The sequence below is a fragment of the Oceanobacillus manasiensis genome (assembly GCF_000724085.1).
Taxonomy (GTDB): domain Bacteria; phylum Bacillota; class Bacilli; order Bacillales; family Amphibacillaceae; genus Oceanobacillus_B; species Oceanobacillus_B manasiensis.
The window spans coordinates 380,415-395,555 of record NZ_CCDL010000001.1 but is presented as its reverse complement, the minus strand read 5'-3'; the positions used below and the strand labels follow the sequence as shown (position 1 = coordinate 395,555).

General features: G+C 39.8%; 17 protein-coding genes and 1 pseudogene. 16 read left to right on the top strand and 2 right to left on the bottom strand.

Features of this window, described 5'->3' with window-relative positions; all coding sequences use genetic code 11:
• Window positions 1-62: 62 nt before the first annotated feature.
• From BN985_RS02145 to rsmI, 11 genes and pseudogenes are all read left to right on the top strand, one after another.
• Entirely contained in the window at window positions 63-254 is a 192-nt protein-coding gene (locus tag BN985_RS02145) for a sigma factor G inhibitor Gin (RefSeq protein ID WP_042220812.1), read from the top strand.
• 106 nt (window positions 255-360) lie between these two features.
• The gene (locus BN985_RS02140; RefSeq protein ID WP_042220810.1) at window positions 361-1,791 is read left to right on the top strand and encodes an aminotransferase class I/II-fold pyridoxal phosphate-dependent enzyme; all 1,431 of its coding nucleotides are present in this window, start codon (window positions 361-363) and stop codon (window positions 1,789-1,791) included.
• A 1-nt stretch (window position 1,792) separates the two neighbouring features.
• Window positions 1,793-2,507 (top strand): annotated as a pseudogene (gene tmk, locus BN985_RS02135) (dTMP kinase).
• On the top strand, window positions 2,443-2,772 hold the full coding sequence (locus tag BN985_RS02130; protein ID WP_036578175.1) for a cyclic-di-AMP receptor: 330 nt from the start codon (window positions 2,443-2,445) through the stop codon (window positions 2,770-2,772). Before tmk ends, BN985_RS02130 begins: the two are co-directional and overlap by 65 nt.
• 138 nt (window positions 2,773-2,910) lie before the next feature.
• Window positions 2,911-3,345 (top strand): YaaR family protein, encoded by a 435-nt coding sequence (locus BN985_RS02125; protein WP_042220807.1) that lies wholly within the window; start codon window positions 2,911-2,913, stop codon window positions 3,343-3,345.
• A gap of 34 nt (window positions 3,346-3,379) precedes the next feature.
• On the top strand, window positions 3,380-4,369 hold the full coding sequence (gene holB, locus BN985_RS02120; RefSeq protein ID WP_042220805.1) for a DNA polymerase III subunit delta': 990 nt from the start codon (window positions 3,380-3,382) through the stop codon (window positions 4,367-4,369).
• Window positions 4,370-4,373: 4 nt separating this feature from the next.
• Window positions 4,374-5,198, top strand: coding sequence for a PSP1 domain-containing protein (locus BN985_RS02115; protein ID WP_042220804.1), 825 nt, complete (start codon window positions 4,374-4,376; stop codon window positions 5,196-5,198).
• A 15-nt stretch (window positions 5,199-5,213) separates the two neighbouring features.
• Entirely contained in the window at window positions 5,214-5,561 is a 348-nt protein-coding gene (gene yabA / locus BN985_RS02110; RefSeq protein ID WP_084157432.1) for a DNA replication initiation control protein YabA, read from the top strand.
• Window positions 5,562-5,684: 123 nt separating this feature from the next.
• Entirely contained in the window at window positions 5,685-6,425 is a 741-nt protein-coding gene (locus BN985_RS02105) for a tRNA1(Val) (adenine(37)-N6)-methyltransferase (RefSeq protein ID WP_042222840.1), read from the top strand.
• Window positions 6,418-6,711, top strand: coding sequence for a GIY-YIG nuclease family protein (locus BN985_RS02100; protein ID WP_042220803.1), 294 nt, complete (start codon window positions 6,418-6,420; stop codon window positions 6,709-6,711). Before BN985_RS02105 ends, BN985_RS02100 begins: the two co-directional genes overlap by 8 nt.
• Window positions 6,689-7,561 (top strand): 16S rRNA (cytidine(1402)-2'-O)-methyltransferase, encoded by an 873-nt coding sequence (rsmI, locus tag BN985_RS02095; protein WP_042220802.1) that lies wholly within the window; start codon window positions 6,689-6,691, stop codon window positions 7,559-7,561. The genes BN985_RS02100 and rsmI overlap by 23 nt, the downstream gene beginning before the upstream one ends.
• 94 nt (window positions 7,562-7,655) lie before the next feature.
• Here the strand turns inward: rsmI and BN985_RS02090 are convergent, their stop codons facing one another.
• The gene (locus tag BN985_RS02090) at window positions 7,656-7,934 is read right to left on the bottom strand and encodes an AbrB/MazE/SpoVT family DNA-binding domain-containing protein (protein ID WP_042220800.1); all 279 of its coding nucleotides are present in this window, start codon (window positions 7,932-7,934) and stop codon (window positions 7,656-7,658) included.
• A gap of 430 nt (window positions 7,935-8,364) precedes the next feature.
• Here BN985_RS02090 and metG point away from each other — a divergent pair, with 430 nt between their 5' ends.
• The 5 genes from metG (at window position 8,365) to rsmA (ending at window position 14,538) form a co-directional block, all read left to right on the top strand.
• Window positions 8,365-10,326, top strand: coding sequence for a methionine--tRNA ligase (gene metG, locus BN985_RS02085; RefSeq protein ID WP_042220799.1), 1,962 nt, complete (start codon window positions 8,365-8,367; stop codon window positions 10,324-10,326).
• A gap of 124 nt (window positions 10,327-10,450) precedes the next feature.
• A complete protein-coding gene (locus tag BN985_RS02080) occupies window positions 10,451-11,221 on the top strand; it encodes a TatD family hydrolase (RefSeq protein WP_042220798.1) in 771 nt (256 codons plus the stop codon).
• Between the two features lie 270 nt (window positions 11,222-11,491).
• Entirely contained in the window at window positions 11,492-12,748 is a 1,257-nt protein-coding gene (locus tag BN985_RS02075; protein WP_042220797.1) for a G5 and 3D domain-containing protein, read from the top strand.
• Window positions 12,749-13,100: 352 nt separating this feature from the next.
• Window positions 13,101-13,670: a ribonuclease M5 gene (rnmV, locus tag BN985_RS02070; RefSeq protein WP_042220796.1), complete on the top strand. Its 570-nt coding sequence runs from the start codon at window positions 13,101-13,103 to the stop codon at window positions 13,668-13,670.
• Window positions 13,660-14,538: a 16S rRNA (adenine(1518)-N(6)/adenine(1519)-N(6))-dimethyltransferase RsmA gene (gene rsmA / locus BN985_RS02065; RefSeq protein ID WP_042220794.1), complete on the top strand. Its 879-nt coding sequence runs from the start codon at window positions 13,660-13,662 to the stop codon at window positions 14,536-14,538. The genes rnmV and rsmA overlap by 11 nt, the downstream gene beginning before the upstream one ends.
• A gap of 114 nt (window positions 14,539-14,652) precedes the next feature.
• Here the strand turns inward: rsmA and BN985_RS02060 are convergent, their stop codons facing one another.
• A complete protein-coding gene (locus tag BN985_RS02060) occupies window positions 14,653-15,102 on the bottom strand; it encodes a GNAT family N-acetyltransferase (RefSeq protein WP_042220793.1) in 450 nt (149 codons plus the stop codon).
• Window positions 15,103-15,141 lie beyond the last annotated feature (39 nt).

Sequence of the window (15,141 nt, the reverse complement as noted above, 5' to 3'; positions counted from 1 at the left end):
AAAGATTGTTTGTATATTATTCGTTAGATTGGGAGATACTAGTTTCTAACGGAGGTGGGGAGATGGAACAAACGACTTATATCCAGCGATGTGGTATCTGTGAAGAAGATAAGGTTAGAGGCATCCATTTGTACACGACGTTCATTTGTACAGAATGTGAGCACAATATGATTCACACAGAGCCACGTGAAGAAAAATATAATTATTATGTTAGAAAATTAAAGAATGCAACGAAACCAAAATTATATTCATAGATATTTGAGTCTTTGCTTATTGCAAAGGCTTTTTTTATAGTAAAATAGCACAAACAAATCCGAACGATTATGAATCTATAAAACATTAAAGAAGGAGTTCTCCACCATGGATCAGCAATCAACCCCTTTATTTCAAGTATTGCAGCAATTTACACAACATAATCCAGTCTCCTTTCATGTACCTGGGCACAAAAATGGAGCTGTTTTTCCTGAAAAGGCAAGCGGCTATTATAATGCTGTTTTAAAAATGGATATGACAGAGCTAACAGGATTGGATGATCTGCATGCCCCAGAGGGACCAATTGCGGATGCTGAACGTCTTGCAGCAAGTTATTTTCAGTCAGCACATACTTATTTCCTTGTCGGTGGGAGTACAGCAGGAAATTTAGCCATGATCATGGCTACTTGTTCACGTGGGGATAAAGTTATTGTTCAGCGAAACAGCCATAAATCGATAATGAATGGTTTAGAGTTAAGGGGAGCTAATCCGATTTTTATTTCTCCAGCATATGAGGAAAGTGTCGGTCGCTTCACCAACCCCGAGCAAGATACATTACAAGAAGCTTTGAATAGACATCCAGATGCGAAGGCGGTGGTGCTGACATACCCGGATTATTTCGGAGGGACATTTCCATTAAAAGAAATGATTGATCTAGCACACTATTATGATATTCCTGTATTAGTTGATGAGGCACATGGTGTGCATTTTTCCCTAGGTGAACCTTTTCCTGCTTCTGCTATTAGTCTAGGAGCAGATGTTGTTGTCCAATCGGCCCACAAGATGGCACCCGCAATGACGATGGCATCTTTTCTTCACCACAACTCCTCCATGGTATCGAGGGAGAGAATCTCGCATTATCTGCAACTCTTGCAATCAAGTAGTCCATCCTATCCGTTGATGGCTTCATTAGATATCGCGAGAGCTTTTCTTGCCACAATGTCTGCCGATAAGATGGAAGCTGTGATGAAAAGCGTGAAAGAAGTGAAGAATCTATTTGAGGATTCGGAAAACTGGAGCATCATACCTGCAGAAGACCCATTAAAAATAACGTTACACGTGAAACATTCTGCCAAGGAAGTAGCAGGATTATTTGAGGAACAGCATATTTTTCCAGAACTTCAAACAGAAAAACAGATTTTATTTATCCACGGACTAGCCCCTTTTCGTCGTTTAGAAACATTGAAAAAAGCTATAAAAACAGTGAATGAGCAATTAAAAAATAGGCAAAGGCATGATACAATAGATATAGTACCGTTTTTAACGGGGCTTGAATCCATAACAGAGCTGGCGATTCCTTATACAAAAATGGATCAGTTGGAAACAAGGCATGTGCCTATCACCGAGGCAGTGGGACGAATAGCGGCAGAGGCTGTTATCCCATACCCGCCGGGAATACCGCTTATACTTAAGGGAGAACGTATTAAAGAGAAACAGCTTGAACATATAACCCAACTCCAACGTAATGGAGTTCGATTGCAGCAAAGGGATCCTAAAAGAATTGCAGTCTTTAGAGGGTCCGCAGAAGGAGCAGAATGACGTGGACGGAATCTTTATAACATTTGAAGGCGGAGAGGGAGCTGGCAAAACATCCCTTCTTCATCGTATAAGCAAGCATTTACGTGACCAGGGGTATGACGTATTGGCAACTAGGGAGCCTGGGGGCATCGAGATTGCCGAACAGATTAGAAAGGTAATACTCGACCCTGTCAATACAGAGATGGAAGAGCGGACAGAAGCTTTATTGTATGCAGCTTCCAGACGCCAACATCTAATTGAAAAAGTATTACCTGCCCTCAAAGAGGGAAAAGTAGTACTATGTGATCGTTTCATTGACAGTAGCCTAGCTTATCAGGGACATGCTAGAGGACTCGGTATCGACGAAGTTTTCTCGATTAATCAATTTGCCATTGGTGATTGTATGCCTGATCTTACTTTATTTTTTGATATTGAGCCAAACAAGGGATTGGCAAGGATTGCGGCGAATAAAGATAGAGAACGAAATCGTCTGGATTTGGAAAATCTAAAATTTCATGAACAAGTTTATGAAGCCTATCATATTCTAGTGAAAAGATTTCCACGTCGTATCCAGGCAATCAATGCAGACCAGCCTATGGAAATTGTTGAAGTTGAGGCAATGGAACGTATTGGTACATTACTAAAAAATAAAGCGTAAAGGGGGTACGTATAATGAAATTGCTTATCGCGGTAGTTCAGGACAAAGATTCCAACCGTCTAGTAGATGCTTTGGGTGAAGAGAATTTTAAAACAACCAAGCTTGCTACAACAGGAGGATTTCTAAAAGAAGGCAACACGACACTTATGATCGGTTGTCAGGATGAGTATATCGACGAAGCATTGCAAATTATTAAAGACAATTGCTCCCATCGTGAGCAAATGGTCGCACCCATTTCCCCAATGGGAGGAAATGCAGATTCGTATATTCCGAAACCTGTTAAGGTTGAAGTTGGTGGCGCAACAGTATTTATTCTGCCGATTGAGTCATTTTATCAATTTTAATCTAATGGTAGCGAACACTGACTCAGCTAGATAAAGAAATATTTTAACACAATGAATAAAAAAGGCGGCCAGCAGATGAGGATGTTGATGCTGGTCGCAACCTATACTTCAAGGAAATTCGTTTAAGGGACTGATCTTATGAAAATTGGCCAGGAAATACGGACACAGACAGAGCCGAATTATACCCGGACTAATGTAGTAGAGTCTAATACGTTTCAACAAAGCCTTCGGTCCCAAACCCAAAGTTTGAAACAGCAGGAACTACAGCAATTAATGAAGCATATTACACTACAGGGAAATAAGCTCGCACGGTTTAGGTCCTTTCGAGATCTTGCTAAATTTAAGCGAATGGTGAAAAGCTTTTTACAAGAGACTGTGTCGAGTGGTCTTGACCTTGAACATACTCACAGCTTCAGCCTCGATGGACAAAATCGTAAGCTGGCAATTGTGAAGCAGGTAGACGAGAAACTAGTAGAGCTAACAGAAGAAATAATGAACCGAGAAAAAAAGACAGTAGATATCCTTGGCTTAATTGGAGAAATTAAAGGACTATTGATTAACATATATACGTAAGTAAAAGGTATGCCGTAGATTGGGAGTGAATACAATGGTGAACTGGTCTGACATTGCTGAAATACAGCCACTGGCTAGTAGAATTATTACCAACAGCATAAAAAAAGACCGTATTTCTCATGCGTATTTGCTTCATGGGGCACGTGGAACGGGGAAAGAAGCAATTGCAGAATTAATCGCAAAAAACTTATTTTGTGAAAATCTGGCAGGTGTAGAACCCTGTAATCAATGTAATGCATGTAGGAGAATTGCCTCTGGGAACCATCCTGATGTTCATTGGATCGAACCAGAAGGGCAATCCATTAAAATAGAGCAGATCCGTAATCTGCAAAAGGAATTTAGCTATTCTGGTATGGAATCAACCCGTAAAGTATATGTCATAAAGGGTGCAGAGACACTGACCGTTAACGCAGCCAACCGTATTTTGAAGTTTTTAGAGGAGCCTAGTAAACAAACAACGGCCATCATGCTTACAGAGAATAGTCAGGCTATTTTACCAACCATCCGCTCTAGGTGCCAGATTATTGATTTACAGCCATTGAATGTCATTCAATTTCAACAGAAATTAATGGAGAATGAGGTAAGTGAGAGTACGGCCAGATTAATGGGTGCCCTTACGAATAACTTGGATGAAGCGATCGCTCGAAGTAATGATGAGTGGTTTGCCACTGCTAGAAAGATAGTGGTACAATTAATAGAAATGTTTGCCGATAACCCGCAGGATGTTTATTTATTTATTCATAACCATTGGGTGGGACATTTTAAAGAACGAAACGAGCAGGAAGAAGGACTGGATTTACTGCTTATAGCATTTAAGGATGTACTCTATTACCATATTGGAAACGAGACCGAAATGGTGTTCTTTTCTAATCAGGAGCAAATGCTTGAAAAGGTAGCTCTTTCCTTTTCTCAAGAGGAATTATTAGGACACTTAAATGCGATTATGCAGGCAAAAAGAAAATTGAAGCAAAATGTTAATCCCACATTAGTGATGGAACAACTTACACTTCAGATTCAGAGGTGATTATGTGATAGATGTAATTGGAGTCCGCTTTAAAAAGGCGGGTAAAATATATTATTTTGACCCTGGAGAACATACAATTCTCCTAGACAGCTACGTGATTGTGGAAACAGTCAGAGGCATAGAATTCGGCAAGGTAGTAATTGCTAAGAAACAAGTGGATGAGGAAGATGTTGTACTTCCCCTGAAACAAGTAATACGTGTAGCGAATGAGAAAGATAAATTGAGCGTGGTGGAAAACCAGGAGCATGCTGAAAAAGCTTTTCAAACTTGTACAGAAAAAATCATCCAACATAAGCTTGATATGAATCTAGTAGAAGTAGAATATACATTCGATAGAAATAAAATTATCTTTTATTTTACAGCAGATGGCAGGGTTGATTTCCGTAACCTTGTTAAAGATTTAGCAGCAATGTTTAAAACACGCATTGAACTTAGGCAAATTGGCGTGCGAGATGAGGCGAAAATGCTTGGAGGGATTGGGCCATGTGGTAGAATGCTCTGCTGCTCTACCTTTTTAGGTGACTTTGAACCAGTTTCCATAAAAATGGCGAAGGACCAGAACCTATCTCTTAATCCTGCAAAGATATCTGGGCTCTGTGGAAGGCTTATGTGCTGTTTGAAATATGAAAACGATGATTATGAAACGGCCAAGCGTGAACTTCCTGATATTGGGCAATCTATAAAGACACCGCATGGTACAGGGAAAGTAGTTGGCCTCAACATTCTGGAGAGACTAATCCAAATCGAAATTCCAGAAAAAGAACGTGTTATTGAATATACTTTAGATGAACTAATTGATGAAGGTATATTAGCGCAAGCCACAGAATAATGGGGTGAGTTAGGCGTGAAAAAGAGAGAGATTTTTGATCAAGTATCGGATATGGAACAGCAGATTGGAGAATTATATGAGCAGCTTGGTGATCTAAAAGGACGCTTACGTGATTTGCTTGAAGAAAATCACAGGCTTGCTGCGGAGAATCACAATTTGCGCAACCATCTAGAACAAACTGATAAGCAAAATAACACGGAATCAAGCGAGGACAAGCCTCCCAAAAGTTTTCCTGGAGAGGGATATGATAACCTGGCGAGGCTGTATGAAGAAGGATTTCACATATGTAACCTCGAATTTGGTAGCCCGAGGCAAAATGAAGACTGTATCTTTTGCCTCGACTTTTTAAACAAGAAAAAATAGCAATTAAAGAGCGGCTGTCCCAACAATGGGGCAGCCTTTCTTACAACAGGAGATACACTTATTTTGCTGAAGCGGCTGGTTAATATATATAATAACGATTTTTTACATAGAAAGGGTAAGACAATGGTAGCTTTATACGATGATGAACGAATAGATTATTTACTAGCAGATGAGAGTATGAAGATCATTCAGAGCCCAACAGCATTCTCCTTCTCTCTCGATGCCGTATTACTAGCACATTTTGCATATGTTCCGATTAAACGAGGATCAATTCTAGACTTGTGTACAGGCAATGGTGTAATTCCCCTTCTTTTATCGAGAAGGTCGCAGGCAAAAATAACGGGAGTAGAAATTCAGGAACGTATTTTCCACATGGCAGAACGTAATATAGAACTTAACGCCTTGGAAGAAAATGTGGACGTACTTCATGCAGATTTAAAGGATATTGGGCCAACTTTGCAACAAAGCAGCTTTGATGTGGTCACATGTAATCCCCCTTACTTTAAAACCCCATCTAAGAATGAACACAATCATAATGAGTACCTCACCATTGCCAGGCATGAGGTTTATTGTACACTTGAAGATGTGGTAAAAGCTTGTAAGTTATATGTTCGTCCTGGTGGGAAAGTAGCAATGGTACACCGACCCGACAGGCTTGTCGATATCATTGAATTATTCCGCAAGTACAAGTTGGAGCCAAAACGTGTGCAGCTTGTCTACCCAAAAAACCACAAGGAAGCCAATATGCTGCTTGTAGAAGGAACGCGTGACGGGAAACCAGGATTAAAATTTTTACCACCGCTATATGTCTATAATGATGACGGTGTATATACCAAAGAAGCAGCGGAGATCATTTATGGCTGAGGAAAAGCACACAGTATATATATTAAAATGTAAAGATAATTCATTATATACAGGGTATACAAATAACCTAAAAAAACGACTTCAAATGCATACAGAAGGTAAAGGGGCTAAATATACTCGTGGTAGAGGCCCATTTGAAGTAGTCTATAGGGAGCACTTTTCTACAAAGGAATTGGCAATGCAAAAAGAGTATCAAATAAAACAATTATCCCGTAAGGAGAAATTCTCTTTAATACGGGACATGCTGAAAGAAGGGGTGCAAGTTGAAAATACAAAAGAGTTATGAAGAAGCGGGAGGGGGCACCCTTTATGTAGTACCGACTCCGATAGGTAACCTGGAGGATATCACATTTCGTGCACTTAGAACATTGAAGGAAGTTGCCGTAATTGCTGCTGAAGACACTAGGAATACGAAAAAACTACTGAACCATTTTGAAATCAGCACACCTTTAATTAGCTACCATGAGCATAATAAGCTAGGGCGCGAGGAACAGCTTCTTTCACGAATGCTTGATGGTGAGTCTATAGCTGTAGTGAGTGATGCCGGAATGCCAGCCATTTCTGACCCGGGGTATGAAATCGTACAAGCTGCCATTGCCCATGATTTACCGGTAGTCGTTCTGCCTGGTGCTAATGCAGCACTTTGTGCGTTAGTAGGCTCGGGCCTTTCCGCCACTTCTTTTCATTTTTACGGATTTCTACCAAGGAAAAAGAAGGACAAAGAAACGGAATTAGAGCGATTAAAAGGATTGGGGGACACCTTGCTGTTCTACGAATCTCCCCATCGTTTGAAGGAAACTTTAAAAGCAATGAATGACCAATTGGGTCAAAGGCAGGCTGTTATTGCAAGAGAACTGACGAAGCGTTTTGAGGAATACAGTCGTGGTACAATTGAGGAATTGCTGACATATGTAACAGAAACACAGTTAAAGGGAGAATGCTGTATAGTTGTAGAAGGAAGTAGTGGTGACGTAGAAGAAAGCAGCACCTTATGGTGGAGCCATCTTCCTGTTCGTGAACATGTCACGTATTATATAGAAGAAGAGAGTTTACCGAGTAAAGACGCGATCAAGAAGGTAGCCACAGAAAGACAGATGCCTAAGCGCGACGTTTACCAAGCATACCACATTGATTAAAAGAAAAGCGTAAAGCGCTGGAAAAAAAGGACTGACGTGCATATGCAAGCGTCAGCCCTTTTTATAACTTTTAATTGCTTCTATAAAGAAACGATTATTTATTGAAGCGTGATTGTATTTCGTTTACAAGTTCTTGTGCGCCTTCAGGGCTAAGAACTAGTTTGCCATTCGCTAATGAAAGATTATCATCTGATACTTCCCCGGTTAGGTGGCAAGTCATGTTTGGTTTATACTTTTTCAGGACAATTCTATCGTTGTCCACATAGATCTCCATTGCATCCTTCTCATGGATATCAAGTGTGCGACGGAGTTCAATTGGGATTACCACACGGCCAAGCTCATCGACTTTACGTACAATTCCAGTAGACTTCATTTTTCTCCCCCTCGTAGGTTGGAAAGTATCTTCAATCACAAAGGTATATAGTGTGTGATGGACAATCTTTCCGAAAATAAATCGCCATAATTCGACATGTTTCTAAGCAATAGAATACCAACCTTTACCACGCCTGTCAATATATATTTACCTAAAAATAAAATTAGTGGGAAAATTTGATAAACCGTTATGAAGGGATTTGTTTTACATACTAGGCTACGACGTTGTCTTAAATTTAGGTAAAAATCTCCTAGTTATAATGGAGTACAAAGTTGTTTTTTTCGACATAATTCGACAAAAAGGTCATTCTTTATGGAATATATAGAATTTGGTAATACTGATTCTTGCAAGGGGTTTGGCAAAATACGTAAGAAAAGCTACAATAGGAATAGTTTAATAATAGATGTTAGCAATTGAAGGAGGTAACAAAATGCCATCAGATAAAAAGACATTTTATATAACAACGCCAATTTACTATCCAAGTGGCAATTTGCATATTGGGCATGCATATTCGACAGTAGCTGGAGATGCGATTGCTCGTTATAAAAGAATGCGCGGTTATGATGTAATGTATCTAACAGGTGCAGATGAGCACGGGCAGAAAATCCAGAAGAAGGCTGAAGAAAATGGGCAGACTCCTCAGGAATATGTTGATGAGATTGTTGGAGGAATTCAAGAGCTTTGGAAAAAGCTAAAAATTTCCAATGATGATTTCATCCGGACAACAGAGGAACGCCATAAAAAAGTATTAGCTAAGCTATTTGATCAGCTTGTAAAGCAAGGAGATATCTATCTTGATCAATATGAGGGCTGGTACTGTACTTCATGTGAGTCTTTCTTCACAGAACGCCAGCTGGACCAAGGACACTGTCCTGATTGTGGTGGCTCAGTTGAAAAGGTTAAAGAAGAATCTTATTTCTTTAAGATGAGTAAATATGTTGATAGGCTCGTACAATTCTATGAAGATAACCCTGAGTTTATTCAGCCTGAAAGTCGTAAAAATGAAATGCTAAACAATTTCATTAAACCAGGTCTAGAAGATCTTGCTGTATCTAGAACAACGTTTGATTGGGGAGTTAAAGTTCCTGGCGATCCTAAACATGTTATCTATGTTTGGGTTGATGCCTTGTTTAATTATATTACAGCGCTTGGCTATGGCACGGATGATGATGGGAAATATCAAAAGTACTGGCCAGCAGATGTCCACTTAATGAGTAAAGAAATTGTAAGGTTCCATACGATTTACTGGCCAATTCTACTTATGGCTCTTGATTTGCCATTACCGAAAAAAGTATTTGCTCACGGTTGGATCCTTATGAAGGACGGTAAAATGTCCAAATCTAAAGGAAACGTAGTGGACCCAGTAAGTTTAACAGATCGCTATGGTCTTGATGCATTGCGCTATTATTTGCTTCGTGAAGTTCCATTTGGCTCAGATGGTGTCTTTACACCAGAAGGGTTTGTAGAACGCACAAACTACGATTTAGCGAATGATTTAGGAAACCTACTAAACCGTACAGTTGCGATGATTACGAAGTACTTTGATGGAGAAATCCCTGCTTATAAGGCAGGCGAGACAGAAGTTGATGCTTCACTAGAAGCCTTCGGGAAAGAAACGATTAAAAAGGTAGAGGATGCACTTGAAGACATGCAGTTCTCTGTAGCCTTATCTTCCCTATGGCAGATGATTAGTCGCACAAACAAATACATTGATGAAACACAGCCATGGGTATTGGCTAAAGATGAATCTCAAAAAGAACGACTAGGCAATGTAATGGCACATTTAGCAGAATACCTGCGTAAGGCTGCTGTTATGCTCCAGCCATTCTTAACAGAAGCACCAAGTGAAATTTTCCGCCAGTTGAATGTGGGCGACGAGTCCTTGCATGTATGGGACAGTGTGTATGAAGAAGGCAACATCCCTGCAGGAACCAAGGTACAAAAAGGGGAGCCAATTTTCCCTAGACTTGATGTCGAAAAGGAAGTAGCTTCCATTAAAGCAATGATGCAGGGTCCAGCCCAGGAAGAAGAAACAGAGCCTGAAAAACATGAAGATGAAGCAAAAGAGGAAATCGCTTTTGATGACTTTATGAAGGTAGACATGCGTGTAGCTGAGGTTTTAAAAGCAGAGCCTGTAAAGAAAACAGACAAGCTGCTAAAATTACAACTGGACCTTGGAACAGAAAAACGTCAAGTTGTATCAGGAATTGCGCAGCATTACAGTCCGGAAGAATTAACAGGTAAAAAAGTAATTTGTGTCACCAATTTAAAACCGGTAAAACTTCGAGGCGAAAAGTCTGAAGGTATGATTCTATGTGGTGAAGACGAGACAGGGAAACTAGTCCTTGCTTCTGTAGAACAAGATTTACCGAATGGTTCCGTTGTAAAATAAACGTTAAAGGTCAGGTCCCATTAGTGGGATATGGCCTTTTTCTATAACTATAGCTTAAGAAGTTACAACCTATATTTGAGAAAAATTGCTGTAAGGTAAGGTTTGTTAAGGAGGATGAAAAGAATTGTTATTTGATACACATGTGCATTTAAATGCAAGACAATTTATGGAAGACCGCGATGAGACAATCCAACGGGCTTTTGATGCTGGCGTGAAATACATGGTGGTAGTTGGCTTTGACAGTGAAACCATACCACTTGCCATTGAAATAGCAGAACAGTACGAGACGATTTATGCTGCGGTAGGCTGGCACCCAGTGGACGCCATTGATATGACGGAGGATCACTTAAAATGGATTGAAGAGTTAGCCGCACATCCAAAAGTTGTGGCTATCGGGGAAATGGGGTTAGATTACCATTGGGACAAGTCTCCTAAGGACGTTCAGAAAGATGTTTTCCGCAAGCAAATTCAATTAGCGAAAAAAGTACAAATGCCAATTATTATTCATAACAGGGAAGCGACCACAGATATTATTGAGATCTTACAAGAAGAGGATGCACAATCTGTGGGTGGTATTATGCACTGTTATAATGATTCGGTTGAATATGTCCAAGCTTGTTTGGATATGAACTTTTATATTTCTCTTGGAGGACCAGTAACCTTTAAAAATGCTACCCTACCTAAGGAAGTTGCAGTACAAGTTCCGAGGGATAGGCTGCTTGTAGAAACAGATGCCCCATTTCTTGCCCCCCACCCGAACAGAGGGAAACGAAATGAACCTGCATATGTAAAATTGGTTGCGGAACAAATAGCTGATTTAAGAGGAATTAGTTTGGAGGAACTTAGCAAGTTTACGACACAAAACGCCTTTTCTCTTTTTAAGCTCGAATTATGAGGGTTGTAAAACAAATAACATAATATGTTAAAATATAGGAAAACAATGGAATGAACAAGAGAGTCTGGCCACAAGAGCCAGGCTTTTTTTATTGAAAATAAAAATCAGGATAGGCCCTTTTATACCGGGGTATTTGGCTGCTTGTAAGCTTCGTACTTCCCATGCAGGATATAGTTGTAATCTAATTGTAACTTAACCGTAATCGGATTTACTTTGACTTTGCATATAACTGTATCTATAATCAAAAATGCATTGAGAGGGGGCAGAAGCATGCGAATTATTTCAAAGCTAATGCCGGCGTCGAAAATGAAGCTGGTTATTTCAAGCATTGGTGTTTTAGCACTTGTTGTATTTTCAGGTTTAGTGCTATTTGATGCCACAAAGGCAGAGGTTGTACTAAACGATAATGGGGAAAAACAGAAAGTAAGAACACATGCAAAAACGATTGACCAACTGTTAGAAGAGGCAGGAATTACCGTTGGGGGACACGATTTGTTATCACACAAAGCAGATGCTTCCATAGAAAACGGTATGGAAATTAACTACAAAACAGCGAAACAAATAATCGTAACAATAGATGGAGAAGAAAAAGAGTATTATACAACAGTGGATACGATCGAAGCGTTCCTGGAAGAGAATAATCTCTCTTTTGCCGAGCGTGATGAAGTATCTCACGATATGCAGGCAGCACTAGAAGATGGACTACATATTGACGTAACACAAGCATATCAAGTTACTATTCAAGATGGTAAAAAAGAAATAACGGAGTGGACGACTGGCGGAAATGTGAAAGACTTACTTGCGGAAGCTGGAATCGAATTTAATCCAGAGAGCGACGACAGAATTGAGCCAAAGCTTGATGAAGCACTTTCTAAAGAGGTCTCCATATCCATTGTTCGCGTTGAAAAAGATAAAGAAGAAGTAAGCGAAGCAATTGCGTTTGAGACAGAGAAGCAAGAGGATAGTAGTCTTCCAAAAGGGGAAGAGCGTGTAGTGGCGGAAGGCGAAGAAGGAACAATTAAAAAGGTTTACGAGATCGTCAAAGAGAACGGAAAAGAATCAAGCCGAGAGTTAGTAAGTGAAGAGGTAACGAAAGAATCAAAAAATCGTGTTGTTGCAATTGGTACAAAAGAGCAACAGCCTCAAGTAGTAAAAAAGCAGGAACCAAAGAAAGAAGAAAAGCTAGTAACCTTATCTAAAGAAGAACCGAAAAAGAGCAAGAAATCAAGCTCTGAGGGCAAGGTTTTTACAATGAGTGCGAGTGCGTATACAGCAGGATGTAGTGGTTGCTCTGGCTTTACTTCTACGGGAATTAACCTTAACGCAAATCCTAATATGAAGGTCATTGCTGTCGATCCGAGTGTGATTCCTTTAGGTACGAGAGTATGGGTTGAAGGATACGGAGAAGCAGTGGCAGGCGACACAGGTGGCCACATCGTAGGAAATCGTATCGATGTCCACGTCCCAAGCAAAAGCGCAGCATACAGCTGGGGAAGAAAAACAGTAACAGTAAAAGTTCTCGATTAAAATTTATGCTCTTACCATGGTATAGTGGTAAGAGCATTATTTATATAGAACGATAAACAGAAAATATCTTAACTGGAAGTAAGCCTCATTTACTCCATTATGTAAGAAGGAATGGGGTATGGCAGAATAGTAGGAGTAAATCCTCTGAAGGATTGCGTAATTCTAGCCTGGCATTACATTAATTGAAGCGGAGGACCGTCGACTCCTGCGGGAGAAAAGGTATAGGTGAGACCCCGTAGTGCGTAGCACACGGTGGCTCACCAGCCGCCCTCGGAAAGCGACTGTCCGGAGCGGAGATTTCGCTGTACCTCCATTCCGTTAAAGAGATACTGTTAGAAGAAAGAGGAATATAATGAAAATAAAAGAAGTAATTGTTGTGGAAGGTAGAGATGACACGGCTAAGATTCTACAGGCCGTCAATGCCGATACAATTGAAACAAACGGATCTGCAATAAACAACACAACCCTAAAACAGATAAAGCATGCACAGGAAAAACGCGGCATCATCATCTTTACAGACCCGGACTATCCTGGAGAAAGAATCCGTCATATTGTAAACCAAGCTGTTCCTGGATGTAAACATGCATTTTTAACCCCAGATCAAGCAAGAGCTAACTCTGTACGGAGACGCAGCTTAGGGATTGAGCATGCCTCCTTGGAAGCAATCCAACAAGCATTAGCAGATGTGTATGAATTAAAGGAAGTTGAACAAAGTGAGATAACAAAGGAAGATCTCGTAAAAGAGGGGCTTATTGGGGGAACAGGTGCGAGCAATCGACGACAGCGACTTGGTGAGCTTTTACAAATCGGGCATACTAATGGAAAACAACTTTTAAAGCGTTTGACAATGTTTCAAATTACAAAAGCACAATTTGAGGAAGCTATGAAGCAATTGCAACAGGAGGATGGCCATGACAAATAATAAGTATATTGCAACACCTACTCGTACAAAAGAGATATTAAACAAATATAAATTTACATTCAAAAAAAGCCTTGGGCAAAACTTTCTTATTGATAGCAATGTCTTGGAAAACATTATTGCTCATGCCGGTATTGATAAGCAAGCTGGAGCCATTGAGATAGGTCCAGGAATCGGAGCTTTAACCGAGCAACTGGCAATTCATGCAGACAAAGTAGTAGCCTTTGAAATTGATCAGAGATTGATACCAGTACTTCAAGACACACTAATTGATTACGACAATGTAAACATTGTGAATGAAGATATTTTGAAGGCAGATGTCTCAGAAACGATTAAAGCAAACTTTTCAGAAACACAACCTGTACATGTTGTGGCAAATTTGCCATATTACATTACTACGCCGATATTACTGAAGCTACTGCATGAGGATCTCCCGGTCACCAGTTTGACAGTTATGATCCAAAAAGAGGTAGCAGATAGGATGGCAGCAGGACCGAATAGTAAAAGCTATGGGTCTTTAACAATTGCTGTCCAGTATTACACAGAGGCTGCTGTTGTAATGGATGTTCCGAAAAAAGTTTTTATGCCACAGCCTAATGTAGACTCAAGCATTTTAAGATTAGTGAAAAGGGACAAACCACCAGTAGAAGTGGATGACGAGGAATACTTTTTTGCCATAATTAAGGCAAGTTTTGCCCAGCGTCGTAAAACACTACGGAATAACCTGACAAGTTATTTTAAAGGCAATATTGATAAAGAAGTAATTAACCAAACCTTAGAAAGTATAGGTATTGATGGGACAAGGCGTGGTGAATCCCTGGATATGCAGGAGTTCGCTACAATGGCTAACGCGTTTTCACAACTAAGTTAGAGTAATAATTACTTCTATATTAGTCATCGGTTATCAATGATTAACAAAAACACTTGGAAAAATATTAATCCAAGTGTTTTTGATTACGATGAAAGTCGCAGATTGTAATAACCATTATTTATTCAACTTCCAGTACAGCATACCATCGACTTCTTGTATTTTCTGCATTTTTAACTTCTCTAACACTTTTATAGAAGAGGTATTTCCCACAAGGCATTCCGCACTTATTGTATTTACCATATTAGAGTTAAATGCCCATTCAATGATTCTATGTAAGGCTTCTGTTGCATACCCTTTATTTTGTTCTGTAGGCGTAATGCCATAACCTATTTCAACAGACTTGTCTAGGTCAGGCTTACCTTTAAATCCCATATCCCCAATAATTTTGTTCGTTTGTCTATCGATGACGAGCCAAACTCCCCAACCAAGGGAAGATTCATCTTTTTTTAATTCTTCCAGATACATGGCAATATGAGGTCCCAGCGCGTAATCTTTTGTAAAATAAGCTGATAAAGCACCGTTGGAACAAGGGACAAGTTTTAATCTTTTTGTGTTTAGCTCCATTTCTTCTTCTTTTCCCCTCTATATATAAAAATTATCTAC